The organism is Sedimentibacter sp. MB35-C1 (assembly GCF_030913635.1).
In the GTDB taxonomy this organism is placed as follows: domain Bacteria; phylum Bacillota; class Clostridia; order Tissierellales; family Sedimentibacteraceae; genus Sedimentibacter.
Genome location: NZ_CP133188.1, coordinates 1,965,861 through 1,990,774 on the forward strand (window position 1 = coordinate 1,965,861; position 24,914 = coordinate 1,990,774).

General features: G+C 35.3%; 28 protein-coding genes. 24 read left to right on the forward strand and 4 right to left on the reverse strand.

Going from position 1 to position 24,914, the window contains the following annotated elements:
* Window positions 1–17 precede the first annotated feature (17 nt).
* The 4 genes from RBQ61_RS09325 to RBQ61_RS09340 all read left to right on the forward strand — a co-directional run bounded on the left by RBQ61_RS09325 (window position 18) and on the right by RBQ61_RS09340 (window position 2,869).
* On the forward strand, window positions 18–1,331 hold the full coding sequence (locus RBQ61_RS09325) for a replication-associated recombination protein A (RefSeq protein ID WP_308137064.1): 1,314 nt from the start codon (window positions 18–20) through the stop codon (window positions 1,329–1,331).
* A gap of 8 nt (window positions 1,332–1,339) precedes the next feature.
* Complete coding sequence (locus tag RBQ61_RS09330) at window positions 1,340–1,843, forward strand: hypothetical protein (protein ID WP_308137065.1); 504 nt, start codon at window positions 1,340–1,342, stop codon at window positions 1,841–1,843.
* 78 nt (window positions 1,844–1,921) lie between these two features.
* On the forward strand, window positions 1,922–2,182 hold the full coding sequence (locus tag RBQ61_RS09335) for a putative Se/S carrier-like protein (protein ID WP_308137066.1): 261 nt from the start codon (window positions 1,922–1,924) through the stop codon (window positions 2,180–2,182).
* Between the two features lie 150 nt (window positions 2,183–2,332).
* Window positions 2,333–2,869 (forward strand): TetR/AcrR family transcriptional regulator C-terminal domain-containing protein, encoded by a 537-nt coding sequence (locus tag RBQ61_RS09340; RefSeq protein WP_213925280.1) that lies wholly within the window; start codon window positions 2,333–2,335, stop codon window positions 2,867–2,869.
* Here the strand turns inward: RBQ61_RS09340 and RBQ61_RS09345 are convergent.
* Window positions 2,866–3,912, reverse strand: a complete 1,047-nt coding sequence (locus tag RBQ61_RS09345; protein ID WP_308137067.1) for a hypothetical protein — start codon at window positions 3,910–3,912, stop codon at window positions 2,866–2,868. The genes RBQ61_RS09340 and RBQ61_RS09345 overlap by 4 nt on opposite strands.
* 210 nt (window positions 3,913–4,122) lie before the next feature.
* On the opposite strand from RBQ61_RS09345, the gene RBQ61_RS09350 reads away from it, so the two are divergent.
* The 11 genes from RBQ61_RS09350 (at window position 4,123) to RBQ61_RS09400 (ending at window position 14,951) form a co-directional block, all read left to right on the forward strand.
* The gene (locus RBQ61_RS09350; RefSeq protein WP_308137068.1) at window positions 4,123–5,499 is read left to right on the forward strand and encodes a radical SAM protein; all 1,377 of its coding nucleotides are present in this window, start codon (window positions 4,123–4,125) and stop codon (window positions 5,497–5,499) included.
* Window positions 5,500–5,719: 220 nt separating this feature from the next.
* The gene (locus RBQ61_RS09355; RefSeq protein WP_213925278.1) at window positions 5,720–6,148 is read left to right on the forward strand and encodes an Rrf2 family transcriptional regulator; all 429 of its coding nucleotides are present in this window, start codon (window positions 5,720–5,722) and stop codon (window positions 6,146–6,148) included.
* Entirely contained in the window at window positions 6,145–7,332 is a 1,188-nt protein-coding gene (gene nifS / locus RBQ61_RS09360) for a cysteine desulfurase NifS (protein ID WP_308137069.1), read from the forward strand. Before RBQ61_RS09355 ends, nifS begins: the two co-directional genes overlap by 4 nt.
* Window positions 7,333–7,356: 24 nt before the next feature.
* On the forward strand, window positions 7,357–7,785 hold the full coding sequence (nifU, locus tag RBQ61_RS09365; RefSeq protein WP_308137070.1) for a Fe-S cluster assembly scaffold protein NifU: 429 nt from the start codon (window positions 7,357–7,359) through the stop codon (window positions 7,783–7,785).
* 240 nt (window positions 7,786–8,025) lie between these two features.
* Window positions 8,026–10,659: an alanine--tRNA ligase gene (gene alaS / locus RBQ61_RS09370; RefSeq protein WP_308137071.1), complete on the forward strand. Its 2,634-nt coding sequence runs from the start codon at window positions 8,026–8,028 to the stop codon at window positions 10,657–10,659.
* Window positions 10,660–10,800: 141 nt separating this feature from the next.
* Complete coding sequence (locus RBQ61_RS09375) at window positions 10,801–11,064, forward strand: IreB family regulatory phosphoprotein (protein ID WP_308137072.1); 264 nt, start codon at window positions 10,801–10,803, stop codon at window positions 11,062–11,064.
* Window positions 11,065–11,135: 71 nt separating this feature from the next.
* Window positions 11,136–12,083, forward strand: a complete 948-nt coding sequence (locus RBQ61_RS09380; RefSeq protein ID WP_308137073.1) for an aldo/keto reductase — start codon at window positions 11,136–11,138, stop codon at window positions 12,081–12,083.
* Window positions 12,084–12,090: 7 nt separating this feature from the next.
* Window positions 12,091–12,516 carry a Holliday junction resolvase RuvX gene (gene ruvX / locus RBQ61_RS09385; RefSeq protein WP_308137074.1) on the forward strand — a complete coding sequence of 142 codons (426 nt, stop codon included), beginning with the start codon at window positions 12,091–12,093 and terminating at the stop codon, window positions 12,514–12,516.
* A gap of 1 nt (window position 12,517) precedes the next feature.
* The gene (locus RBQ61_RS09390; RefSeq protein ID WP_308137075.1) at window positions 12,518–12,763 is read left to right on the forward strand and encodes a DUF1292 domain-containing protein; all 246 of its coding nucleotides are present in this window, start codon (window positions 12,518–12,520) and stop codon (window positions 12,761–12,763) included.
* 30 nt (window positions 12,764–12,793) lie between these two features.
* A complete protein-coding gene (locus tag RBQ61_RS09395) occupies window positions 12,794–13,267 on the forward strand; it encodes a Fur family transcriptional regulator (RefSeq protein ID WP_308137076.1) in 474 nt (157 codons plus the stop codon).
* The gene (locus RBQ61_RS09400; RefSeq protein ID WP_308137077.1) at window positions 13,245–14,951 is read left to right on the forward strand and encodes a ribonuclease J; all 1,707 of its coding nucleotides are present in this window, start codon (window positions 13,245–13,247) and stop codon (window positions 14,949–14,951) included. Before RBQ61_RS09395 ends, RBQ61_RS09400 begins: the two co-directional genes overlap by 23 nt.
* Window positions 14,952–15,062: 111 nt before the next feature.
* Here the strand turns inward: RBQ61_RS09400 and RBQ61_RS09405 are convergent, their stop codons facing one another.
* The gene (locus RBQ61_RS09405; protein WP_308137078.1) at window positions 15,063–15,287 is read right to left on the reverse strand and encodes a hypothetical protein; all 225 of its coding nucleotides are present in this window, start codon (window positions 15,285–15,287) and stop codon (window positions 15,063–15,065) included.
* Window positions 15,288–15,610: 323 nt separating this feature from the next.
* On the opposite strand from RBQ61_RS09405, the gene mltG reads away from it, so the two are divergent.
* Genes mltG through RBQ61_RS09420 form a run of 3 tightly spaced genes read left to right on the forward strand, consistent with a single transcriptional unit; the run spans window position 15,611 to window position 18,518 of the window.
* Window positions 15,611–16,630: an endolytic transglycosylase MltG gene (mltG, locus tag RBQ61_RS09410; RefSeq protein WP_308137079.1), complete on the forward strand. Its 1,020-nt coding sequence runs from the start codon at window positions 15,611–15,613 to the stop codon at window positions 16,628–16,630.
* Between the two features lie 9 nt (window positions 16,631–16,639).
* Window positions 16,640–17,284, forward strand: coding sequence for an O-methyltransferase (locus RBQ61_RS09415; RefSeq protein WP_308137080.1), 645 nt, complete (start codon window positions 16,640–16,642; stop codon window positions 17,282–17,284).
* A gap of 16 nt (window positions 17,285–17,300) precedes the next feature.
* Entirely contained in the window at window positions 17,301–18,518 is a 1,218-nt protein-coding gene (locus tag RBQ61_RS09420) for a U32 family peptidase (protein ID WP_308140105.1), read from the forward strand.
* Window positions 18,519–18,562: 44 nt separating this feature from the next.
* On the opposite strand, the gene sigK is transcribed toward RBQ61_RS09420, so the two are convergent.
* Together sigK and RBQ61_RS09430 are read right to left on the reverse strand one after the other, a co-directional pair.
* Window positions 18,563–19,288, reverse strand: coding sequence for an RNA polymerase sporulation sigma factor SigK (gene sigK, locus RBQ61_RS09425; RefSeq protein ID WP_213925264.1), 726 nt, complete (start codon window positions 19,286–19,288; stop codon window positions 18,563–18,565).
* 178 nt (window positions 19,289–19,466) lie between these two features.
* Entirely contained in the window at window positions 19,467–20,072 is a 606-nt protein-coding gene (locus tag RBQ61_RS09430) for a hypothetical protein (protein WP_308137081.1), read from the reverse strand.
* Window positions 20,073–20,210: 138 nt separating this feature from the next.
* Between RBQ61_RS09430 and RBQ61_RS09435 the strand changes: the two genes are divergently transcribed.
* The 6 genes from RBQ61_RS09435 (at window position 20,211) to rsfS (ending at window position 24,907) form a co-directional block, all read left to right on the forward strand.
* A complete protein-coding gene (locus RBQ61_RS09435; RefSeq protein WP_308137082.1) occupies window positions 20,211–21,053 on the forward strand; it encodes a histidinol-phosphatase in 843 nt (280 codons plus the stop codon).
* 69 nt (window positions 21,054–21,122) lie between these two features.
* Window positions 21,123–21,521, forward strand: coding sequence for a PTS sugar transporter subunit IIA (locus RBQ61_RS09440; protein WP_308137083.1), 399 nt, complete (start codon window positions 21,123–21,125; stop codon window positions 21,519–21,521).
* Window positions 21,522–21,531: 10 nt separating this feature from the next.
* Complete coding sequence (locus RBQ61_RS09445; RefSeq protein WP_308137084.1) at window positions 21,532–21,993, forward strand: PTS sugar transporter subunit IIB; 462 nt, start codon at window positions 21,532–21,534, stop codon at window positions 21,991–21,993.
* A 1-nt stretch (window position 21,994) separates the two neighbouring features.
* Window positions 21,995–23,440 (forward strand): PTS system mannose/fructose/sorbose family transporter subunit IID, encoded by a 1,446-nt coding sequence (locus RBQ61_RS09450; protein ID WP_308137085.1) that lies wholly within the window; start codon window positions 21,995–21,997, stop codon window positions 23,438–23,440.
* A complete protein-coding gene (nadD, locus tag RBQ61_RS09455; RefSeq protein WP_308137086.1) occupies window positions 23,437–24,555 on the forward strand; it encodes a nicotinate-nucleotide adenylyltransferase in 1,119 nt (372 codons plus the stop codon). Before RBQ61_RS09450 ends, nadD begins: the two co-directional genes overlap by 4 nt.
* Complete coding sequence (gene rsfS, locus RBQ61_RS09460; RefSeq protein WP_308137087.1) at window positions 24,539–24,907, forward strand: ribosome silencing factor; 369 nt, start codon at window positions 24,539–24,541, stop codon at window positions 24,905–24,907. Before nadD ends, rsfS begins: the two co-directional genes overlap by 17 nt.
* Window positions 24,908–24,914: the final 7 nt, after the last annotated feature.

The window sequence follows — 24,914 nt, forward strand, 5'->3', positions numbered from 1 at the left end:
GCATTGAAGGATAAATAATGAATATATTTGAAATGCAATATGAAAATAACATTAAGAAAAAAGGGCCTCTCGCTGAGCGAATGAGACCAATGAATCTTAGTGATTTTGTTGGGCAGAAACACATAGTCGGTGAGGGCAGGATATTGAACAGAGCAATAAAGGCTGACAAGCTTTCTTCGGCAATATTTTACGGCCCGCCCGGGACAGGAAAAACAACTCTGGCGAGAATTATTGCTGAAAACACCAATAACAATTTTACAACTTTAAATGCAGTTACCAGCGGAATTAAGGATATAAAGGGAAAAATTAGCTTTGCGGTTGACGAGCTGTCTATTTATAATAGAAGGACAATACTCTTTATTGACGAAATTCACCGGTTTAATAAAGCTCAGCAGGATGCCCTCCTTCCATATGTTGAAAACGGAACGATTATACTGGTGGGAGCAACAACGGAGAATCCTTATTTTGAGGTTAATCAGGCTTTGATTTCACGTTCGTTGGTTTTTGAATTTCAAAAAATAACAAATGAAGATATTAAAATGGTTGTTCGAAATGCCTTGAAGGATGAAGAAAGGGGCTACGGAAAAAAGAACATTGAGCTTGAAGATGATGCGCTGAATCATATAGTGGAGAACTCAAACGGTGACATAAGAAAGGCTTTGAGTGCATTGGAACTGGGAGTGGAAACTACTTCCGAAGTGAACGGCAGGATAATAATTGACATTAATGTAGCTGTTGAATGCATCCAAAGGAAGAAAATTGAATATGATAAAAACGGGGATAGTCATTATGACACAATTTCTGCATTTATTAAAAGTATGAGAGGATCAGACCCGGACGCTGCTGTGTTCTGGCTGGCAAAAATGATTAAAGCAGGAGAAGATCCTAAGTTTATTGCAAGAAGAATAATAATATGTGCTTCGGAAGATGTTGGTAATGCTGATCCGAGAGCACTGGAAGTTGCGGTTAATGCTTTTAAGGCTGTGGAGATAATAGGGTTTCCGGAGGGGCGCATAACATTGGCTCAGGCAGCAATTTACGTAGCCTGTGCACCTAAAAGCAATGCCTCGATCATAGCCATATCTAGAGCTATGGATGCCGTCGAAAAAAATTCACTTGAGGTTCCTTTACATCTAAGGGATTCCCACTATGGAGGAGCTGAAAAGCTTAACAGAGGAGTCAGCTATAAATATCCTCACGATTATGATAAATTTTATGTTAAACAGAGTTATCTTCCGGAAACTTTGAAGAACACAAGTTTTTATGAGCCAAAAGAATCAGGTTACGAAAGCAAAATGAAAAAATTTTTGGAGTACCTGAAACAGAGTTAGGGGGAGCTATGGACTATAAACTATTCAAATCAAATATTACTGATTCAAATGTTTTCGAAACTATCGAAAACAAGGTCGATTTTTACGGACTTGACGAAAATAATATCTATGATATTTCTGTTGAATATTACAACAATGATCTGAATGAAGAGATGTTAAACGAAAATGCAGCCTTTGAAATAAAAAGAAAGCACTATGTATTTATAAAAGAAGTCAGAAATTTGTTTGAAAAACACAATATAAAAATCAATAAGTTTCACCTGATGGGTACTATTATCGATTTAAAAGAAAATGAAATGAGTATTTCAATTTTAAAGTCAAACTATGATAAAAAAAGCAACACCGTATGGCCTTGCAAGGAAATCTTTATCTTTGAAGACAGTAAAAATAAATTAGACGACCTTCTTTTTAACAATCAAATATCAGAAGAAGACTATGAATCAAATTTAGAAATTCTCAAGGATGAACTGAATATTTACGAAAAAGAGGATGAAATGCAGTATTTAAATTAACAGTTCACCTCCTTTGTAACCTTATGAAATATTGTTAATAAAATAATATAGGGTGCAGCATTATAAAGGAGGAATTTCATGGAACTGTATATTATAACATTTATGCATGGAAGTTATGCTATTGCAGCATATAATAAATTACAGGGTTACGGTTTAAAAAATATTAAGGTGGCCCAAACCCCTTTCAGCATCAAGGGTGAATGCGATATGTGCATTAAAATGTATGACAGAAAAACATTGGATATTGTGCTGAATGAGTGCAGGAAAAGATATCCGGTGAGCAATGTATATATGGAAGCAAAGCAGGATGGCAGGACGGTTTATAAATTACTGCCCTGATGAAATAATGAAACAGCCGGCGATATTTTCGTCGGCTGTTTTGATTTACATTTGTGAATTTGAATGAATTCTCTTTAAATTTTATGAAATTAATGTTAAAATAGTTGGAACAAAGAATTTTTTGTTACATTATGGAAAGGATGGTACCGTATGTCGGATTCACAAATAACAAAAAAAGCGCTGGCTGAATCTATGAAGAAGCTAATGGAAGAAAGGCCCATGAAAAAAATAAATATTAGTGATATAGTTGAAGGCTGCGATATGAACAGACAGAGTTTTTACTATCATTTCAAAGACAAATATGATTTGGTCAACTGGATTTATTATACTGAATTCATAGTTACAATCAAGGATGTCCCCATGTCATCTTGGCAAATTCTTGAGAAAACATGCGATTTTTTCTATGAAAACAAAAAATTTTATAAAAATGCTTTTAAGGTTACAGGCCAGAATTCATTCTCAGAGTATTTTATAGAAGTTTTGCATCCTATACTTGTGGTCCATCTTAATGACGTACTTAAAAACAATAAGGATGTGGATTTCTATGCTACGTTTTATGCAGATGCTATAAGAGTTGCAATTTCAAGATGGCTGCTTGAGGAAGCAAAAATTCCTCCGGAGCAGTTTGTAGCTCTATTGAGAAATGCAATTGAAGGCGTTGCTATGTCAATACTGGAAAAAAATTAGGTATATTTTGCTTTCGGCATTGTTGAAGCAAGAATTTCATTCAGACTTTTGTTCTGAATGTTTAGTGATGTTTCATTCAAACTGTCCGAAATACTTATCTGACCTCGGCTGTTTATGCTTAAAAAGCAGGATTTTACTGAGATGATTTCGTTAATGCGCTCCAAATCACCATACAAATCCATCATAAATACCGGGTAATTATCTTTTACTCTCAGACTATTAATAAAATTTCGAATTTCTTGTGCAGTTTTAATGTTGCAGCTACGTTTTTTAATATACATGGCGAAGTTTGTTTTCAGTGACATCATAGTTTCGGCAGATTTGCCGCTTAATATATAATCTGCATTTTTGTCATCATAACTGTAAGATAATCCGCACAGGCACCTGTGTTTTTTAAGAACATTGAATTTTTCAGTTGCTGTTTTATTTTTTTTGTCACAATTGATTGATACAAAAATGCATAAGTTACTATGCAGGCTTAATTTTTCGATTACGTCATAATTTAAGGCATCAGGCTCTACAAATAAAGTGAATGCGCAATCATCATTTTCAAGTAATATATTGCTCAATGCCTTTAGGGGCATATTTTTTTCCAATAATATAAAATAGCTGTAAATTCCGACCTTTTTGCCGGCGCTTATTATTTTTAAAAGTTCTTCTTCCGTGAGCTCAATATGATCATCATTTTCAAAATTAAAAACTATTGCCCAAGGGATATTATATCCCAGTTTTTTTTCGTTTTCTCTTATTGTCCGCGTCCCGTATGTAAAGCTGTTATATCCGATGTTTATTCCGAAAACGGTCAACTTTTTATGGCTTATTTCTTTTACAAGGCTGTCAATTATATTATAGTAGAAGCTGTTTTCATTGCTTAATATTTCATGAGAAAGCTTAAAAAAATTCTTTTGAAAATTTCCAGATGCAAAGTATTCGCCTAAATCCAAGAGATTTCGTACACCTCTTTTCGGGTTATCCTCAATGTATCGTATTCCGTTTTCCACCGCCGTCTTAATAACAGTATAAATCAATTTGTTGTTTTCCATTTCATATCCCCTTTTCTGTAAAGGTATACCTATATTTATATACTATAGCTTTTATGTGATTTTTATATAGACAAAAATTTAAAATGTCTAAAATTTATACAAAAAATTAAATGTGTCTGAAATTAAGACAAAAAAAATTATTGTCTAGTGTAAGTATCGATGTAAGTTAATATAATGGCATTATAAAGTGAATTATTTTGAAGGGAGGATATGGGCAATATGACAATGGTTGAACTTCTTGAATCCTATGGATTGAAAAAAGTATTATCATATTTGGACGCAGATCCGGACAATAATATTCCTAAAATATTGGACTGGGTTGAAAAATTTGACAGGGATGGTGTTGTGGAAAGGCAGATGAACACCATCAAAAAGTCTCTTAAGAATAAAGATGGAAACTGGTATAAGCTTACAAAGAGTCTGTACACAGATATTGACCCAGAAGTAAGAAAAAAAATATTTGAGAATTTTATAATAAATGCCACGATAATAGGAGGACAGAGGCAAAGAAAGGCTAGAGCGGAAAATGAATGCAATATTCCGTGGGCAATTCTTATGGATCCAACTTCGGCATGTAATCTGCACTGCACAGGATGCTGGGCTGCAGATTATGGAAATAAGATGAACATGGACTATGAAACTCTGGACAGTATTATTAATCAGGGCAAAAAGCTGGGGACGTTCATGTATATTTATTCCGGCGGAGAACCTCTTGTGCGAAAGAAAGACATTATTAAACTTTGTGAAAAACATAGTGATTGTGCATTTTTGGCATTTACAAATTCAACGCTGATTGATGAGGAATTTGCTGACGATATGCTGCGAGTTAAAAATTTCATCCCTGCCATAAGTGTTGAAGGCTTTGAAGATGAGACAGATTTCAGAAGGGGAAACGGGGCATACAAAGCAATTATAAAGGCAATGGAAATACTCAAGAACAAGAAGCTTCCTTTTGGTATATCTTGCTGTTATACAAGAAAAAATGCTGATGTTATAGGCAGCGAGAAATATTTTGATGACATGATTAAAAAAGGCGCGAAATTTGCATGGTTTTTTACTTACATGCCAGTGGGAACAGATGCAGTGCCTGAACTTCTAGCAACCGCAGAGCAGAGAGAGTACATGTATCATCAAATAAGAGAGTTCAGAAAAACAAAACCAATATTTACCCTTGATTTCTGGAATGACGGAGAATATGTGGACGGATGTATAGCAGGGGGAAGGTGCTACCTGCACATAAATGCAAACGGAGATATTGAACCATGTGCGTTCATACATTACTCGGATGCAAATATTCACAAAAACACATTGCTGGAGGCATACAAAAAGCCATTGTTTATGCAGTACAGGCAAAATCAGCCGTTTAATAAAAATCATTTGAGACCTTGTCCGCTTTTGGATAACGCTGGACGTCTTACGGATATGGTAGAAAAATCAGGCGCAGCTTCAACAGACTTCATAAGCCCTGAGAATGTACGAAACCTGAGTGCAAAATGCAGTGATGCGGCTGCTAATTGGGCACCTGTGGCAGATAAGCTCTGGGAAGAGTCTGGTAAATGCTCTGACTGTAAGAAGCGCAGCAGCTAATTAATGAACGAAAATTTATAGAATAGTTTTATTGAGAAAGAAAACCTGAAGAGCTCCGAAATGAGATAGTCAGGTTTTTTATTTTTGACTGCAAGCCTTTAATTCAGTGAGTTTGAAATAAAAAAATTTTTTTCGTTTATTGTTGACAAAATTAGTGGGGTATACTATAATAAATCGTACCCCACTAAAATAGTGGGAATTAAAATTAAGGAGAACAGACATGATTTTATCGACAAAGGGCAGATATGGATTAAAAGCGGTATTTGAACTTGCACTGAATTATGGTTCAGGGCCTGTTTCTCTGAAGAAGATATCGGACAAATATGATATATCTGAAAGCTATCTGGAACAGCTTTTTGCCAAACTTAAAAAAAGCGGCTATATTGATACGGTAAGAGGACCGTATGGAGGATACATGCTTGCCAGAAACCCGGAGGAAATAACCGTCGGTATGATTTTAAGAACGCTCGAAGGCGATATAACCACGTCAGATTGTATAAATAAAGAGGTATGCTCCAGAGAATCAATATGTGCTACCAGAGTAATATTTGAAAAGATAGAAAAGAGCATTAACGATGTTATTGATAATATAACTTTAGCGGATATGCATGAACAGCAAAAACAAATTTTAACGGAGGAAAACATATGAGCAGAAAATTATATCTTGACAATGCTGCTACAACAAGAGTAAGAAAAGAAGTTTTGGACGCGATGCAGAAATATTTTGAAGAGTATTACGGTAATCCGTCGTCTCAGTTGTACGAGCTTGGAAGAAAATCCAAGGAAGCTGTTGAAAACTCAAGAAAGACGGTTGCTGATTTTATAAATGCAGATGAAAAGGAAATTTATTTTACCGGCGGCGGATCGGAATCTGATAACTGGGCGCTGAAAGGTATTGCATTTGCAAATTTCAACAAAGGAAAGAATCATATTATTACTACTAAAATAGAGCATCATGCAGTATTACATACGTGTGAATACTTGGAGAAATTCGGCATTGAAACGACTTATCTGAATGTTGATAAGTACGGCATGATAGATCTTGAAGAACTAAAAAAAGCAATCAGACCGGAAACTATGCTCATATCAGTAATGTTTGCAAATAATGAAATAGGAACTATTCAGCCTATAGAACAAATAGGAGAAATTGCAAAGAAAAACGGAATTGTTTTTCATGTTGATGCGGTTCAGGCCTTGGGTAGCGTAAAAATTGACGTGAAAAAGCAGCATATTGATTTATTGTCCATGTCGGCCCACAAAATAGGCGGTCCTAAGGGAATAGGTGGAATGTTTATAAGAAAAGGTGTTAAAATAGACAACTTTATTCACGGAGGCGCACAAGAAAGAGGAAGAAGAGCTGGGACAGAAGGCGTACAGAATATAGTTGGTTTTGGAAAAGCCGTTGATATTGCAAATAAGAATTTTGACAGCCATGTTAAAAAGCTTTCGGCTTTAAGAGATAGGTTGATTACAGGTATAAAAAACAACATACCTGATGTTATTCTTAACGGTCATCCTACTAATAGGCTTCCTAACAATGTAAATTTTTCATACAAATATGTTGAAGGAGAATCAATATTGCTTTTGCTTGATATGGACGGCATAGCGGCATCAAGCGGTTCCGCATGTACATCAGGCTCTCTTGATCCTTCCCATGTTCTTTTGGCAACAGGTCTTGACCACGGAACTGCTCACGGCTCAATACGTTTTACGGTAAGCGAGGATATTACGGAAGAAGATATTGATTTTGTTGTTGATACGATGAAGAAAATAATCGAGCGATTAAGAGCTATGTCACCAATTAAAAACGACTCGGATTTATATAAAAAATAATTCACACTTAACGGAGGAGAATATATGTATACGGAAATAGTAATGGATCACTTCAGAAATCCAAGAAATGTTGGTTCAATAGATAATCCTGACGGAGTAGGTCAGGTTGGAAATCCAAAGTGCGGAGACATAATGAAGATTTATTTAAAAATAAATGACGAAGTAATAGAGGATGTAAAATTTGAAACATTTGGATGTGGCTCTGCAATTGCATCATCAAGCATGGCAACAGAGCTTATAAAAGGGAAAAACATCAACGATGCCGTAGAACTGACAAACAAGGCAGTTGTTGAAGCGCTGGGAGGGCTTCCACCGGTTAAAGTTCACTGTTCTGTATTGGCTGAACAGGCAGTTAAGGCAGCGTTGTACGATTACTCACAAAAAACAGGTAAAACAATCAAAGGATTGGAAAACTACAAGCCTGAAGATTCAGAAGATATTCACTGTCATTAATAATTTGGTAGGAGCTAAATAAAATTTTATTTAGCTCCTATTTAATTATTAAAAATATATAATTTTGGAAGTAGATGTTAGAATAAATGAAATATAGTTGACAATACGGGAAAGAATACATTATAATTTCATAATAAGAACCCCGCTCGGCGACGCAATTAAAGATTGCTGCCGATTGCCAGGGAATCTTGTTGCATTTGCAATAAGAATAATGAACGTACTATACATATTGGAGGAGCAATGGATACATTAGATAGATTTTCCATAAACAACATAAGAAGAGAGTATTTGAATTTTTTTAAGAGCAAGGGACATTTAACCGAAAGCAGCTTTTCATTGATTCCTAAAAATGATAAGAGTCTTTTACTGATAGGTGCCGGCATGGCACCGCTGAAAAAATATTTTACGGGTATTGAAACTCCACCTTGTAAAAGAATGGCGACCGTTCAAAAATGTGTGAGGACGGGAGATATCGACAATGTAGGTTTAACTGCAAGGCATCTTACTTTTTTTGAAATGCTTGGAAACTTTTCGTTCGGAGATTATTTTAAAAAGGAAGCAATTCAGTGGGCATGGGAGTTATTGACTGGAGTTTTGAAAATAGAAAAGGACAGATTATGGGTAACCGTTTATTTGGACGATGATGAGGCTGCAGATATTTGGCATGATGTTGTTGGAGTGCCTAAGGAAAAAATAATAAGGCTTGGAAAAGAGGATAATTTCTGGGAATTGGAAGTTGGACCCAGCGGGCCATGTTCCGAAATATATTATGACACAGGATCCGACAGAGGTTGTGGGTCGCCTGAATGCAAGCCGGGATGTGACTGCAACAGATTTATTGAAATATGGAACTTGGTATTTACACAGTTTGACAAGGATGTAAATGGAGTATATCATCCTCTTCCAAACCCAAACATTGATACAGGAATGGGGCTTGAAAGAGTTGCAGCTGTTTTGCAGGATAAGGAAACTGTATTTGATGTGGAGCCGCTTTTATCTATAGTGAATAAAATTTCTGAAATATCCGGTATACAATACGGTTCTGATGAAAAAAATGATGTTTCTATGAAAATAATATGCGACCATTCCAGAGCAGCAGCGTTCATGATAGGTGATGGAGTCATACCATCTAATGAAGGCAGAGGCTATGTTCTTAGAAGATTAATAAGAAGAGCTGTAAGACAGGGAAAATCTCTTGGTATACATAATGAGTTTTTGACAAAGACTGTAAAGGTAGTAATAGATGAATGGAAGGATGCTTATCCTGAGCTTGGTGAAAAGGAAAGCTACATACTTAAAGTAATTAAGCTTGAAGAAGAAAAATTTAAAATTACAATCGACCAGGGACTTGAACTTTTAATGAAAGAAATAAAAGCCCTGAAGGAAGCCGGCAAGGATATACTGGATGCTGGAGTGGCATTCAAACTGTATGACACATATGGATTCCCTTCGGAACTTACCGAAGAAATACTGGCTGAAAATTCTATAAAATTTGATAAAGATGCTTTAAGCGCTATTATGGATGAACACAGACAGATGGCACGAGAAGCAAGAGCAAAAACAGGAAGCTCAGGTTGGAAGGACGAAGATTTTAATCTCGATGTTCCTAAGACAGAATTTACGGGATATATTACATTGGATGATACCGCAGAGGTTAAGGCGATTGTGGTTGATGGTGAACAAGTCAATACAATTTCCGAAGGTCAGTTTGGAATTATAGTTCTGGATAAAACTCCATTCTATGCCGAAAGCGGAGGACAAACGGGAGATACAGGTAGAATTGAATCTGATGATGCTATGACAGAGGTTCATGACACAAAAAAATACAACAAAACAATCTATCTTCATGAAGTGACTGTTGTGAGTGGAAGCATATCTGTAAGTGACAAGGTTGCAGCTCATGTAAATGCTGATGGAAGAAAAAATACGGCTAAAAATCATACATGCACACATATTTTGCATAAAGTATTGAAAGAAATGCTGGGAGATCATGTAAACCAGGCTGGTTCGTATGTATCTCAGGACAGACTTAGATTTGACTATACTCATTTTGAAGCAGTTGATCATGATACGCTGAAAGAAATTGAAAAGAGAGTTAATGAAGCGATTCTTGCAGACTATGCTGTTAATACAGATATACTTAATATTGAGGAAGCAAAAAAATCAGGCGCTATGGCATTGTTCGACGAAAAATATGACGATACTGTAAGAGTTGTAAGTGTAGGCAATTTCAGTAAAGAGCTATGCGGGGGAACTCACATTGACGAAACAGCTAAAATAGGTTTATTTAAAATATTATCTGAAGGAGGCATTGCTTCTGGAGTAAGGAGAATTGAGGCCATTACAGGAAGAGCAGCGCTGAATTACCTCAAGGAGCTTTCAGATATTACAGATGAACTTTCGTTGTCAATGAAGGCATCAAAGGATGAGCTTATAGGTAAAGTTAACACTCTCAAAAAAGAAATTAAAGATAAAGAAAAAGAAATACAAAAATTGAACACGGAGCTGTTAAAACAAGACTTGAATAAGATGCTTGAAGATTATGATGAAATAAACGGAATCAAGTTGTTTGCTCTTAAGTTTAAAGATAAAGATGCCAATACTTTAAGGGAAATTGCTGATAAGATAAAAGACAAGAATGAAAGCTGTGCAGTTTTACTGGCATCTGATTTGGGAGATAAAGTACTGTTTGTGGCTGCTGTTACAAAGGATTTAGTTAAGAAAGGCCTGAATGCGGGAAATATGGTTAGAGAAGCCGCAAAAGTTGCTGGCGGCGGCGGTGGTGGAAGACCGGACTTTGCACAAGCTGGAGGCAAGAATCCCGGCAAAGCTGACGAAGCAATTGAAGCTGTTAAGAAAATGATAAATTTATAATGTAGTTGACATGGCAATTTAATTGGGTTTATTGTCAACCAATTGAATTGTCGCTGTCATTGCCTAAACATATATAAAATATTAATTGATTTTAAAACAAAACTGTAGTACAATTAAGACAGATGTTAAGAGGTGGTTTATATGGATAGTAATGCAAATAACACTACGAAATTTAATTACAAAATGGAATCGTTAAATGAAGCTAGGGAAATAGTGTCTCAAGTTTATGAGTCATTGAAAGAAAAAGGATACGATCCTAATAACCAGCTCATAGGATATATACTATCCGGAGATCCAACTTATATTACGAATCATAACAATGCAAGAAGTTTAATAAGGAAAATAGAAAGAGACGAACTGTTGGAAGAAATATTAAATGTTTACTTAGATGTGATAGACCTTTAAGAACGGGAAGCAGTATATAAACATATACTGCTCTATTTATATTACCGGAACAACAGATGAAATAATCAGTTATGAAATATACAAATTTATTTGAAAAAGAAAATGTATCAAAGTTATGCTACGGGACTTTGGCTTTAAGTTTCCTGCAGAATTTTGATAGCCTTGAAAACAAGGTAAACCTCTTGAATTATGCTTTTGAAAGAGGTATTAATTTTTATGATACAGCAGAGCTTTATGACAACTATAATATATTAAAAGAATTCATAAAAGATAAAGACAGGGATAAACTAACATTAGCTACAAAAAGCTATGCCTATGACAAGCAGACTGCAGAAATTAGTGTCAATAAAGCTTTGAAGGAACTAAATACGGATTATTTAGACGTTTTTATGCTTCATGAACAAGAAAATGGAAATAATTTTAGAGGCCATTATGAAGCTGTTGAGCGCTTTATGAAATATAAAGAACAAGGCGTTATAAGGCACTTCGGAATATCCACTCACAGGGTTGCGGCTGTAAGAGACAGCCTACAATTTGATGAAATTGAATTCGTATTTCCACTCATCAATATGATGGGGATAGGTATACAGGATGGAACTGTGGATGAAATGACGGAAGCAATAAAAAATGCCAAAAAACACAACAAATTTATTATGGCAATGAAAATTTATGGAGGAGGCCACTTAATTAACCAGGCAAAAAAAGCATTTGATTTTGCTCGGAACATAAGTGAGATTGATTCCATAGCAGTAGGTATGAGCACATTTGAGGAAATAGATGCGAATATCTGTTATTTGGAAAACAATGAGTTAAATATTAATATAAAAAATAAAATAAGAAATCAAAAACGCACTCTCATGATAGAAGAGTGGTGTGTAGGTTGCGGAAAATGTGCAAAGAAATGCAGTCAAAACGCACTTCAGATTATTGACGGTAAATGTGTTGTCGATATGAATAAATGTGTTTTGTGCAGTTATTGCGCAGGTGAATGTACGGATTTTTTTATCAAAATTGTGTGAGGTATCTATGGAAAGATTGATGGGTCTTGATGTGGGAGACAAAACTATTGGAGTTGCTGTAAGTGATCTATTGATGATTACTGCTCAGGGTGTAACTACGATTAAAAGAACGAATATAAAAAATGATATCAGCGAGCTGAAAAAGATAATTGAAGAGTACCAAGTTACGAAGATTATTGCGGGATTGCCGAAAATGCTTGACGGAACAGTCGGAATTCAAGGAGAAAAAGTACTCAGATTTATAGAAAAGCTAAAGAACCGTGTAGACTTGCCGATTGAATTTGAAGATGAAAGGTTCACCACAACTATATCCGAAAGAATGCTTATAGATGCCGATGTAAGTAGAAAAAAAAGAAAAGAAGTAATAGACAAATTAGCCGCGGTCCATATTCTTTCAGGTTATATGCAGCGTAAGAAAAATGGAGGAGAGTAATATGGAAAACAACATTATAGAATTGATCAATGAAAACGGAAAACCGGAAAAGCTTGTTGTTGAAGCTACTTTTCATATTGACGATACCTTGTACGCAGTTCTTCATGAAGTCGACTCAGATGAGGGTATGATTTATTGTGTGGAAGAAGCGGAAGATGGTAACGGAATATTAATCAAGGTTGAAGATCAAGAGGAAATCAGGGAAGTAATGGAAGTCTATGAAGGAATAGCTGACGATTTAATATAATGTTAAATGTCAATTTATTAGGGGTGAATTATGAACGAATCAGATTACTTATTAAAAGCGCTTGGAGATAACGGATATAAAACTACCAGTCAAAGAGCTTTGGTATATGAAGTACTTTCCGAAAACAAGGACCAGCATTTAAGTACTGAAGAAGTTTACGAGCTAGTAAAAAAAAAGAACTCCAATATGGGAATAGCTACCATTTACAGAACCCTTCAACTTTTTGAAGAAATAGGACTGGTTTATAAGCATAACTTTGATGATGGTTGTTCAAGATATGAAATTTTATCTCCGAACAGCAACGAAGTTCATCAACACCATCATTTGTTATGCAAAAAATGCGGCAGGATAATTGAGGTCAAGGAAGATTTAATGAACTCATTGGAAGAAATGATTGAAAAACAATACAATTTTGAAATATTAAATCATGTAGTCAAATTCACCGGAATCTGTGATTTATGCAGAAATAAGGAGAATGAAGATGGCAACAGAAAAAAAACATAAACTTAAGGTTATACCTCTGGGAGGATTAGGAGAAATCGGGAAGAACATGACCGTTATTGAATATGGTGCAAATATCATGGTGATAGATTGCGGAATGTCGTTCCCAGAGGATGAAATGCTCGGTATTGATATAGTAATACCGGATATAACATATTTAATAAAGAATAAAGACAAAGTAAAGGGAATATGCCTGACACACGGGCATGAGGATCACATTGGTTCAATTCCTTACTTGCTGAAAAAAATGAATGTTCCTATATATGGAACGAAGCTTACGCTGGGATTATTGGGAAATAAGCTTGTGGAGCATAAAATAGAAGATGCTCAGCTTAATGTTATTGAAGCAGGAACAACAATAAATCTTGGATGTTTTAAAGTAACATTCATAAGAAACAACCACAGTATACCTGATGCTGTATCTATGGCAATAGACACCCCGATAGGAATGGTTGTTCATACTGGTGACTTTAAAATTGATTACACTCCAATAAATGAAGATGTTATGGATTTAGGAAAGCTTGCTGAGCTGGGAAGAAAAGGTGTTCTGCTTGCTATGTCTGATAGTACGAATGTAGAGCGTGCAGGCTTTACTGAATCTGAAAAAACCATAGGCCAAAAACTTATGGAAATATTTAAACACTGCGAATCAAGAATAATAGTTGCATCCTTTGCATCGAACATTCACAGGCTTCAGCAAATAATAGATGCTGCTGTTGTAAATAACAGAAAGGTTGCAATTTCCGGAAAAAGCATGGTAAATGCTGTAAAGGTTTCACAGGAGTTGGGTTATCTTGATGTTCCTGATGGAACTCTTATTCATGTAAATGATTTGAGAAGCCATAAGGATAACGAAGTTGTAATCATAACGACGGGAAGCCAGGGAGAGCCTATGTCTGCCCTCACAAGGATGGCAAACAATGCCCATAAAAAAATACAAATCAAATCTGGAGACTTGGTTGTTATATCAGCTAATCCGATTCCCGGAAATGAAAAAACCGTATCAAGAGTTATTAATATGCTTTATGAAAAAGGAGCAAATGTACTTTATGATGCGTTGACACAGGTTCATGTTTCCGGACACGCCAGAAGAGAGGAATTAAAGCTGATGCTTACTCTTCTAAAACCGAAGTTTTTCGTGCCGGTGCATGGAGAATACAGGCATCTGATGCAACATTCAATGCTTGCTCAGGAGCTGGGGCTTCCGGAGGGACGCACGGTAATAGGCAAGAACGGAGATGTAATAGAAGTCACGACAAAATCAATAGCTGTAAACGGGACAGTTTCATCCGGAAATATTCTTGTTGATGGTTTAGGCGTTGGAGATGTTGGTAATATTGTGCTTCGTGACAGAAAACTGTTATCCGAAAACGGACTGATAATTGTTGTTTTGGCAACTGAAAAAGGAACAGGTAAAGTTTTATCCGGACCTGAAATTGTTTCAAGAGGGTTTATTTATGTCAGAGAAAACATAGATTTGATTGAGGAGTCCAAAACAGTAATTAAAAAAGCACTTGCCAAGTGTGAGGAATCTAATATAAAAGAATGGAATAACATTAAAATGATGATAAAAGATTCCTTAAGCAGTTTCATTTATGAAAAAATAAAAAGAAACCCTATGATACTGCCTATAATCGTTGATGTTAAGACAGATGATTTTACTGATTTGAACAATATTGAGTTTTAGTTTATCTTTATGCATCCTTTCTAAGTAGAAAGGGTGCATTTTAATTGGAGCAATAAAATAATGAAGCAGCCGGCGATAATTCACCGGCTGCTTGTGTGCTTATTACTTCAATTATTTTTTAATCATGTGAAAGTTTACACCTAGTATAGGCCCAAATTGAGACGGTTTATTATTTACAATTTTTTTATCAACCACTTTTGTATTCTCTTTTTTGGAAAGAATATTTAAATCTGGTTCAAGTTTGCCATTTAATCTGGCTAACTGCAAATTGCCATCTCTTTTTTTCTTAACTTCACCTAATTTTTTATCAGCATTATTTTCAGGAGTGTTACTCATGTTCAATCTTACCTTTTTTCAAGTCCAACAGAACCAACCCTCTCTTGAAAGTAATAAGCATTATTATTATGGCAATATGGCAGATTATTATTCATGGAGGGCAACTTTTTTATGTAAAAAACTATGGATGGCTTTCCTGAAAATTATAATTGTTTTTATAATTTTTTAAATAAATTGATTATATGCTTTATGAAATATACAAGAAAGTTAAAGATAAAATATGTTAGAGAATTTGTCATTCAGGGCAACTAAATATTTTATATTGTAATTATTGGTTAAAAGTTGTATAATTTAATGGATTTTGATAACAATCGGAGGAATTTATGAAAAAACTAATTGCTGTTGCAGTTGTCTTAATATTAGCTGTTTTTGCATATTTTTTTGTTAGCAGCTATATTGATGAAAACTTGAAAGCGACAGATACTAACGATGATACCAAATTAGTCGTGGAAATACCTTCTGGCAGCACTACAAATGATATTGCTGACATACTGTATGAAAACAATTTAATTAAGAATAAACTTGCTTTTAAGTTTTATGCTGAAAAAACCGGAAAGGACAGTTCCCTGAAAGCAGGAAGTTATGTTTTGTCCAAAAACATGAATGTGGAAGAGCTGATTCAGGAATTAACGAAAGGCGGTTCTTCAGGAAATACTTTAGACATTACCCTGATTGAAGGACTTACAATAGAGGAGACAGCAGAATCAATATCTGAACAGCTTGAATTAAATTACGACAAACTCCTTGAAATGATGAACAATCCTCAGTTATTTAGGGAGGACTTTGCGTTTTTAGGAGACAATCCTGATATTGAGAGTCTTCAAGGTTATCTGATGCCGGACACGTACAATGTCTATATAAATTCTTCAGAGGAGGATATAATAAAAATATTGCTTTCTCAATTTGATGAATTTTATGAGGGTGAAATAGTTCCAAGAATGGAAGACTCGGAGTTGAGCTTTAGCGAAGTTATAGATCTCGCCAGCATCGTAGAGAAAGAAGCACTACTTGATGAAGAGAGAGATGAAGTAGCTGCAGTGTTTTTAAATCGCCTGGATATTAATATGAAGCTTCAATCCTGTGCCACAGTGAACTATGCTCACGGAGAATGGAAAGAAAGGCTTACATACGAAGACATAGCAATTGATTCGCCGTTTAATACATATGTAATTGAAGGACTTCCTCCGGCACCCATAAATTCTCCAGGAAAAGCATCTATAATTGCCGTGCTGGAGCCTGCGGATGTTGACTATTTGTACTTTGTTGCAAAGGGTGACGGTTCACATTATTTTTCCAGAACATATGATGAGCATATAGATGCGGCGAATGAATACTTGGATTAGGAATGAATTATGGATAATATAAACAGAGAATATGTAGATACGTATATAAACAGCTTGATTGACGGCGAAAACGAGAAGCTTGATGCGTTCAGGAAAGAATGTGAAGAAAGAAATCTTCCAATTATTCACAGAGAAGTGGGACAGTTTATAAAGTTAGTCATAAACCATGCAAAAGCAAAAAAAATAATTGAAGTTGGTTGCAATGTAGGATATTCATCTATTTTTATGAGCCATGTTATGAACAATAACGGTAAAGTTGTGACAATGGAAAGAAGCGAAAAATTTTACACCGAGGCATTGAACAACATAAAAAGCTTTGGCATGGAAAAAAATATAGACGTTTATTTCGGTGAGGCTGCTGAAATACTTGATACCGTAAAAGAAACTTTTGACATTGCGTTCATTGACGCAGCCAAAAGCTACTACAAATTATTTTTTGACAAATGCTGTGAGAAAATGAAGCCTGGAGGAATCATACTGTCGGATAATGTGTTGTATCAAGGAATGATTGCTTCTGATGATCTTGTTGTCAGAAGAAAGAAAACTCTTGTAAGAAATTTGAGAAGTTATTTGGAATACATTTCAAACGATGACAGATACATTACTTCCGTACTTCCGTTGGGAGACGGACTTGCGGTTACACTAATAAAATAAAAAAGGAGATAATATGTTGCCAAGGTTATTAGCACCTGCCGGTAATTTAGATAAATTGATTATGGCCGTACAATATGGTGCGGACGAAGTATATTTTGCTGGAAAGTCAATGGGAATGAGAGCAGGGGGCAAAAATTTTACAAATAAAGAGCTGGAAAAAGGAGTTGATTACTGTCACAAGCATGGCAGGAAATCAAATATTACAGTAAATATAGTACCACACAATGAGGATTTAAAGGGAATAGAAGAATATTTGAAATATCTTCAAAAGATAGGTGCAGATGCAATAATAGCAGCAGATCCAGGTATTATTGAAATTATAAAGCAGACTGTTCCCGATATGAGAATTCATTTATCTACTCAAGCAAACACAACAAACTACCGCACTGCCAATTTTTGGCACAAGCAGGGAGTTAACAGAGTAGTGCTTGCAAGGGAACTTTCGTTTAAAGAAATAGAAGAAATAGTAAAAAATTCACCTAAAGATTTAGAATTTGAAACATTTGTGCACGGTGCCATGTGTATTTCTTATTCGGGAAGATGCCTGCTGTCAAGCTTCATGACAGGTAGATTTTCAAACAAGGGCGACTGCGCGCAGGCCTGCAGATGGAAGTATAACCTTGTTGAAGAAAAACGACCTGGTGAATATTATCCCATAGAAGAAAATGATGAAGGAACTTTCATTATGAATTCTAAAGACATGTGTATGGTAGAACATCTGCAGAAATTTAAGGATTTAGGTATAAAAGCATTAAAAATTGAAGGAAGAAATAAAAGTGAGTATTATACGGCAATTGCCGTAAGATCATACAGAAATGCTCTGGATGAGCTTGATAAGCCTGTTGGTGAAAGAAATACTGAGTATTGGAAAGAAGAAGTAGAAAAGTCCTCTCACAGAGATTTTTCCTACGGATTTTTTTTCGGAAATCCATACAAAGACGGTCAGCTCTATACTTCCAGCAGCTATATTCGAACTTATGACGTAGTAGGTATAGTAAGATCCTATGATAAAGAAACAAGAACTGCCGTTATAGAGCAGAGAAATAAGTTTTCTGAGGGAGATGCGCTGGAATGCTTCGGACCTAAAGGAATGCATTTTGAAGTGACAGCAAAAAATATGCATGATGAGCAAGGAAATAAAATTATTTCGGCACCTCATGCTCAAATGATTGTAAAAATAGAAATAGACCATGACGTTGAACCATATTATATATTGAGAAAAAAAGTAGGATAATATAAGGAGCTGCAGGCCATCATGCCGCAGCTCTTTATGTAGCTCTAATTTCCAACATTTGATACCAAAGCGTCATAAAGCTTTTTTAAAGCTTTTTTTTCGATTCTGGAAACATAGGAACGCGAAATACCCAGCATTTTTGCTATTTCTCTCTGTGTTTTGTGCTCGTTGTTTCTTATGCCGTAACGCATTTCTATAATTGTTTTTTCTCTTTTTTGGAGTGTTTTATCGAGAAGTTCATCAAGAGCTTTGATTTTTTCTTCTTTATCGAGCCTTCCTACGATTTCCTCACCCTCGTACTTGATTATATCAATAAGATAGATATTATTTCCTTCCTTGTCTGTTCCCAGAGGTCCCTGAAGAGAAACCTCTTTTTTTAGTTTTTTATCACTTCTTATAGTCATGAGTACCTCGTTGTCTATGCATTTTGCAGCATATGTAGCCAGCCGTATACCTTTGTTGTTGTCAAATGTAGATACTGCTTTTATTAAGCCGATAGTTCCTATAGAGATTAAATCCTCCTGGTCGATTCCAACAGTCTTATATTTTTTTATTACATGAGCAACCAGTCTCAGATTCCTTTCTATAAGAATATTGCGTGCTTCCAGATCTCCGTCCTTAGATTTCTGTATCAGCTCGGCTTCTTCTTCTTTATCTAAAGGCTGAGGAAAGGAACTCCCATTAGTTATGTATCCAAAAATAAAAATAGACAATGGAAACAAGAGCTGCAATATATTTTCTAACAAAAAACCACCCCCAGAGTTATACATTATATGCGGAAAGGCTCAAAAAACTGTATGTACACTTTATTAAATAATTGATACAATAAAAAAATACGTCTATTTATCCGGAAATATATAAAATATGATAAAATTCGACTAATAAGCAGCAGCCTAAATAAATATATGTAATATTCAAAATTAATTTTGAATATTACATATATTTCATTTACCTCATTGTTCTGTTTTGCGTATTGTTGTTCATATTGTTCATATTGTTCATGTTGTTCATGTTGTTCATGTTATTCATGTTGTTCATGTTATTCATGTGATTCATGTTGCAATTCATGCGCCTCATCATTTCCATTAACTGCTCGCAGGTATATTGCGGCATTTCAGTCATGTCTTCCTGAGGTGTTTCAGCCGTCGGTTCTGTCGGAGCGGTTGTTTCAGGTGACACCGGCATTTCAGGCATTACGGGCATTTCAGGCATTACGGGCATTTCAGGAACAGCAGGGAATCCTGGAAATTCTGGAATATTGGGGAATCCCGGAATCCCCGGATAAATATTAAGATCTTCGGGAATGAATGGCATTGGTCCGCTGCTCGGCATGTTTGGAAGCGCCGGTGTATCTCCGTCAATAAATGGCAGCTCCTGCATGAGATCTTCAGGCATAAAAGGCAGTTCCTGCATCATGTCACCGGGCATTGACTGAGAGTTTGCCATGTGTGGATACGGATTTTTATATTGCATCATATCTGGGTAATAGCCTGAGTTAAAACTGAACGGCATTGAATCATAATGAGGCATATTTTTATAATTTGGGTAATTCATACTATCCTCCAATACTTAATTTATTTCTTATAATCAATATACGTAGCAAATGCAAATTAGGTGAATTAAATTAAATTGTTTCTTTACTAATTTATCAACTTCATTTAAAATATATTTACTACACATAGGAGATAATAAATGCATTTATCAAATTTACACACTCATACCGACTATTGCGACGGCACATGCAGTGCAGAGGAAATGGTTAAATCTGCAGTACAAGCAGGATTTCATTCAATAGGAATTTCTACTCACGGTCCTGTAACATTTGAAACGGACTGGAATATTAAGCATAAAAATATTGAAAAATATATCGATGAAATTTTATTGCTTAAAGAAAAATACAGGAATATTATTGAAATCTATTTGGGGATGGAACTGGATTACTTGCCGAGAAAAGGATTTGACAAATCTTTAGAACTTCTAATAAAAAGGCTGGATTATTACATCGGTTCGGTTCATTTCCTGGGGGAACTCAGCGACGGTACTAAGTGGACAGTGGATTATAATCTTAAAGAAATACAATCCGGAATAAAGGACAGCTTTGGAGGAAGTACAAGGCTTGCTGTGGAAACATATTTCAGCATGTTAGCTGAAATGGCCGAAATGTATGAACCTCCAATAATAGGGCACTTTGATCTAATCAAGAAGTTAAACAAAAACAATATTTTGTTTGATGAAAAAAGTGACTGGTACATCAAATCTGTGGTAAAATGTCTTGATGTCATAAAGAATACTGAATCTGTAGTTGAAATAAACACCGGAGGAATTATCCGTGGATATACGGAAGAACAATATCCGTCAACATTTATTCTTAAGCTTATCAGGGAAAGAGGGATACCGGTTACAGTAAGTTCAGACGCTCACTCAAAAGAAGCAATTAGCGGCAAATTTACTGAAATGTACAGCTTGATTAAATCAATTGGATTTAAGAATATTAGGCATCTGACAAAAAACGGGTGGGTCGAAAAGGAAATATAAACTATTAATGAAGGATTTTTATGTTATAATATAGTATCATGGTTTTAATACAACAAAGGAGCTGAATTTATGATAAATATTTTGATTGTAACACATGGCAATCTGGGAAAGGAATTATTAAAAAGTTCGGAGCTTATAATAGGTCCTGTAGAAAATGCAGAAAGTATATCCTTTCAGCAGGGAGACAACTTTGAAGAATTGCTGGGTAAGGTTGAGGAAGCTGTAGAGCGTTTGTCCGTTGATGATTTAATTGTGTTTACGGACATGTATGGGGGAAGCCCTTTTAATGCGGTTTCAAGAACCATGAAAGCAAATAATTTTTATCATATTACCGGAGTGAATTTTCCTCTATTTATTGATATAGCGGTGAACAGAGATACATACAGCCTAGAGGAGCTGGCGGAAAAAATAATTAAGAACGGAAAGAAGAGTATAGTATTTGTTAATGAGACATTTTTAGCGGAATAACGGAGGAATAATGAAAAATATTGTGTTGACCAGGATTGATGACAGACTTTTACACGGACAGGTTGTGGTTTCCTGGATACCCTATCTTAAGGCAGATGAGATAGTTATCTTAGATGATGAGTATGCTGATGATGAGTTTATGTCATTGCTGATAAAAAATGCTGTTCCGGATAATATCAAGATTCACATTCTTTCTTCAGATGCTTGCGAGGCTTATTTAAATGGCAAAGGTGAAGGAGAGAGGATTCTTGTTTTAGTGAGAACTGTGGAATATTTAAAAAAGCTGATTTGTTCAGGTGTAGAAATAAAAAAAATTAATGTTGGTAATCTCGGAGGTGCCCCTGAGAGAAAACAGCATTACAATTCTGTTTATTTAAGCGATGAGGAATTGAAGCTTTTAAAAGACATCGCCAAGAAAACGGAAGTTGAAATAAAAATGCTGCCGAACGATAAAGGAATTAGAATGGTATAGTATGAATTTAGAAAAATATTTTTTATTGAGTATATTATATTTTTGGGCAAGCAGCACATCACTTTCATTTGGTGTAGGCTATTATACATTGTACAGGCCTGTGATAACGGGATTGCTGACAGGCATTGTCCTTGGTAGGCCTTATGTAGGTATGGCAGCAGGAGCAGTTGTTAATATTTTATATATGGATTTTGTGTCCACCGGAGGATCACTTAAGGCGGATCAGTGCCTTACGGCAATTATATCTGCGGTGAGTTCTGTGCTTCTCGGACTGACTCCGGTTGAAGCGCTGGCTGTTGCATATCCTTTCGGATACTTAGGTACGCTTATTTGGAAATACCGTCTGAAAATAAATACCGTATTTGTGAAAAAATATGATAATGCATTTTCGAAAAAGATAAATCCCGATATTACTTTGTACAACGGGTTTATGCCGCAGATCCTATTATATGTTGTCAGTACAGTTATAGCTGTGCCGGCTGTAATTGTTGTAACTTTGCTTGGGGAATATATTTATGGAATAAGAAATGCACTGTATTTAGCAGGCTTTTTTCTTATATTTACTTCAATGTTTTATACTCTGTATAAAATGGACAAAAAGAGCAATCTGATTTTTATTTTTCTATTTATGAGTATGTTGATTATGAATTTTAGCTCTTATATTATTTTTGCGATTTTTTTGTTTGTATTAGCATACTTGTCAGACAAAAATCTTATATCGACAGATTATAATAAAGCAAAAAAAAGCGGCATAATTTCTAAAACAGACTTATTTTATTCATGGGCGGTGTGGATGAATTTCTCACATTCATGCTACAGCTTTGAACGGATGCAGGGAATGGCATATGCTCAGAGTATGAAAAGAATATTCAGAAAGCTATATGGCGGCAGTGACGCGCAGTACGAAGCTGTTCACAGGCACAGTGCATTTTTTAATACTGAGCCGAACATAGGTACACCTATACACGGATATATTATATCTCTTGAAGAAAACAACATTAAGAATAATAGTGATGAAAAGAATGTTATGTTTATGAAAAAAGGAATGATGGGGATAGCTGCAGGGATGGGTGATTCTTACACCCAGGTGGTACTGACACCGCTGTTTATTTCAATGTCCGTGCTTCTCTGTCTTGACGGCAGGTATATAGCATCCATTATACCTGTAATTATGCTGGCATTGATAATATTAGCTATTTCTTATACAGGTTTTATGAAAGGGTATTATTTAGGCAGGGAGAGCTTAATTGAAAGAATAAATATTGTTAAAAACAGCAAGATTAAATTTTATTTTTCATATATTTTTTCAGGAATATTAGGGTCTTCATTAGGAAGACTATTAACTACTTATAATTTGTCAAAGAATTTGACAGTTTATTTATTGATTGGTATAATTTCTTTAAGTTATGTCACGGTTAAAATAAAAAGGAGCTTGAATCAACAATGAGAAAAATTGGAATTATGGGAGGCACCTTTGATCCTATACATTTGGGCCATTTGGTGGTTGCCAATGAAGTTTTGAATATTTATAAACTTAACAAAATTATATATATACCTTCTGGGAATCCTCCTCATAAGGACGGGTTAGCAACAAGTTCCTTGCACAGATACTTGATGACTAGCATGGCCACCATGTCAAACAGTAAATTCATGGTATCTGATATAGAAATTAAGAAAAAAGATAAATGCTATTCTGTTGACACATTGAAAGAACTGCACAAATTATATCCAGACACCGAATTTTACTTTATAACAGGGGCTGATGCGGTCATTGAACTGCCTAATTGGCGTGAGCCTAAAGAGCTTCTAAAGCTTTGCAGATTCATTGCCGTTTCCAGGCCGGGAATTAGCATGGAAGCTGTTGAATCAAAGATAGAAAAAATAAAAAAAGAGTTAGGTGGAGAAATATATCTTCTTCAAATCCCAATGCTTCAGATTTCATCTACAGATATCAGGGACAGATTTAGCAAGGGTATCTCTGCGAAGTACTTGATTACAGATGCTGTGGAGCAGTACATAATTAAAAATAATCTATATAGCGGAAAAACAGGTTTATGCGAGTTGAAAAAAAAGCTCGAAGTTTACAATCCTAGGCTATATGAACATTGCATAAGAACTATGGAGGAAGCAGATAAACTTGCTGTTCATTATGGTGAAGATGTGGAGAAGGCAAAGATAGCAGGGCTTTTGCATGACTGCGGTAAAAAAAAATCGGGCAGAGGTGACAATATAACCCATTCTAAAACAGGTGCAAGACTTGCAAAAGAGGTTTTCAATATACAAGATGAAGAAATATTAAGTGCCATTATGTATCATACAACAGGCAGAGAAAATATGACCATGCTGGATAAAATCATATTTATTGCGGATAAAATAGAACCAAAAAGGGATTATGAAGGCATAGCGGAAATAAGAAAAGCTGCATATACTAATCTTGATAAAGCTATAATAATGTCACTGGAAAGCACCATAGAATATGTGAAAATTAGAAATTTAGAGCTTGACAATGATTCACTAAAAACGTTAAAATTTCTAAGGAGGCAAAATGAATCAAGACCATAAGAATATAGAATTAATATTAAAAGCCTGTGATGATAAGAAGGCGTATAATTTTACAGTGCTTGACGTAAGAAAAACCAGCTCAATTACGGATTATTTTGTAATATGCAGTGGAAATAATGAACGTCAGACTGTTGCAATCGGGGAAGAAGTGTTAGAAAAAGGATATGAAGCCGGATTAGATTTTTATTATAAAGAAGGTTTCGGTACGGGAAGATGGATTTTATTAGAAACTGATAACATTATTGTTCATATTTTTCACAGAGATGAAAGAGAAGTATATGATTTGGAGTCTTTGTGGTTTGACAATAACTCAATAGATGTTGAACAATATGGTATAAAAAATTGGAAATAGGAGGATA

Excerpts from the sequence above, each read along its gene's own strand:
- RBQ61_RS09325 (WP_308137064.1), top strand. The coding sequence starts at position 18 with ATGAATATATTTGAAATGCAATATGAAAATAACATTAAGAAAAAAGGG.
- RBQ61_RS09330 (WP_308137065.1), top strand. The coding sequence starts at position 1,340 with ATGGACTATAAACTATTCAAATCAAATATTACTGATTCAAATGTTTTC.
- RBQ61_RS09335 (WP_308137066.1), top strand. The coding sequence starts at position 1,922 with ATGGAACTGTATATTATAACATTTATGCATGGAAGTTATGCTATTGCA.
- RBQ61_RS09340 (WP_213925280.1), top strand. The coding sequence starts at position 2,333 with ATGTCGGATTCACAAATAACAAAAAAAGCGCTGGCTGAATCTATGAAG.
- RBQ61_RS09345 (WP_308137067.1), bottom strand. The coding sequence starts at position 3,912 with ATGGAAAACAACAAATTGATTTATACTGTTATTAAGACGGCGGTGGAA.
- RBQ61_RS09350 (WP_308137068.1), top strand. The coding sequence starts at position 4,123 with ATGGGCAATATGACAATGGTTGAACTTCTTGAATCCTATGGATTGAAA.
- RBQ61_RS09355 (WP_213925278.1), top strand. The coding sequence starts at position 5,720 with ATGATTTTATCGACAAAGGGCAGATATGGATTAAAAGCGGTATTTGAA.
- nifS (WP_308137069.1), top strand. The coding sequence starts at position 6,145 with ATGAGCAGAAAATTATATCTTGACAATGCTGCTACAACAAGAGTAAGA.
- nifU (WP_308137070.1), top strand. The coding sequence starts at position 7,357 with ATGTATACGGAAATAGTAATGGATCACTTCAGAAATCCAAGAAATGTT.
- alaS (WP_308137071.1), top strand. The coding sequence starts at position 8,026 with ATGGATACATTAGATAGATTTTCCATAAACAACATAAGAAGAGAGTAT.
- RBQ61_RS09375 (WP_308137072.1), top strand. The coding sequence starts at position 10,801 with ATGGATAGTAATGCAAATAACACTACGAAATTTAATTACAAAATGGAA.
- RBQ61_RS09380 (WP_308137073.1), top strand. The coding sequence starts at position 11,136 with ATGAAATATACAAATTTATTTGAAAAAGAAAATGTATCAAAGTTATGC.
- ruvX (WP_308137074.1), top strand. The coding sequence starts at position 12,091 with ATGGAAAGATTGATGGGTCTTGATGTGGGAGACAAAACTATTGGAGTT.
- RBQ61_RS09390 (WP_308137075.1), top strand. The coding sequence starts at position 12,518 with ATGGAAAACAACATTATAGAATTGATCAATGAAAACGGAAAACCGGAA.
- RBQ61_RS09395 (WP_308137076.1), top strand. The coding sequence starts at position 12,794 with ATGAACGAATCAGATTACTTATTAAAAGCGCTTGGAGATAACGGATAT.
- RBQ61_RS09400 (WP_308137077.1), top strand. The coding sequence starts at position 13,245 with ATGGCAACAGAAAAAAAACATAAACTTAAGGTTATACCTCTGGGAGGA.
- RBQ61_RS09405 (WP_308137078.1), bottom strand. The coding sequence starts at position 15,287 with ATGAGTAACACTCCTGAAAATAATGCTGATAAAAAATTAGGTGAAGTT.
- mltG (WP_308137079.1), top strand. The coding sequence starts at position 15,611 with ATGAAAAAACTAATTGCTGTTGCAGTTGTCTTAATATTAGCTGTTTTT.
- RBQ61_RS09415 (WP_308137080.1), top strand. The coding sequence starts at position 16,640 with ATGGATAATATAAACAGAGAATATGTAGATACGTATATAAACAGCTTG.
- sigK (WP_213925264.1), bottom strand. The coding sequence starts at position 19,288 with ATGTATAACTCTGGGGGTGGTTTTTTGTTAGAAAATATATTGCAGCTC.
- RBQ61_RS09430 (WP_308137081.1), bottom strand. The coding sequence starts at position 20,072 with ATGAATTACCCAAATTATAAAAATATGCCTCATTATGATTCAATGCCG.
- RBQ61_RS09435 (WP_308137082.1), top strand. The coding sequence starts at position 20,211 with ATGCATTTATCAAATTTACACACTCATACCGACTATTGCGACGGCACA.
- RBQ61_RS09440 (WP_308137083.1), top strand. The coding sequence starts at position 21,123 with ATGATAAATATTTTGATTGTAACACATGGCAATCTGGGAAAGGAATTA.
- RBQ61_RS09445 (WP_308137084.1), top strand. The coding sequence starts at position 21,532 with ATGAAAAATATTGTGTTGACCAGGATTGATGACAGACTTTTACACGGA.
- RBQ61_RS09450 (WP_308137085.1), top strand. The coding sequence starts at position 21,995 with ATGAATTTAGAAAAATATTTTTTATTGAGTATATTATATTTTTGGGCA.
- nadD (WP_308137086.1), top strand. The coding sequence starts at position 23,437 with ATGAGAAAAATTGGAATTATGGGAGGCACCTTTGATCCTATACATTTG.
- rsfS (WP_308137087.1), top strand. The coding sequence starts at position 24,539 with ATGAATCAAGACCATAAGAATATAGAATTAATATTAAAAGCCTGTGAT.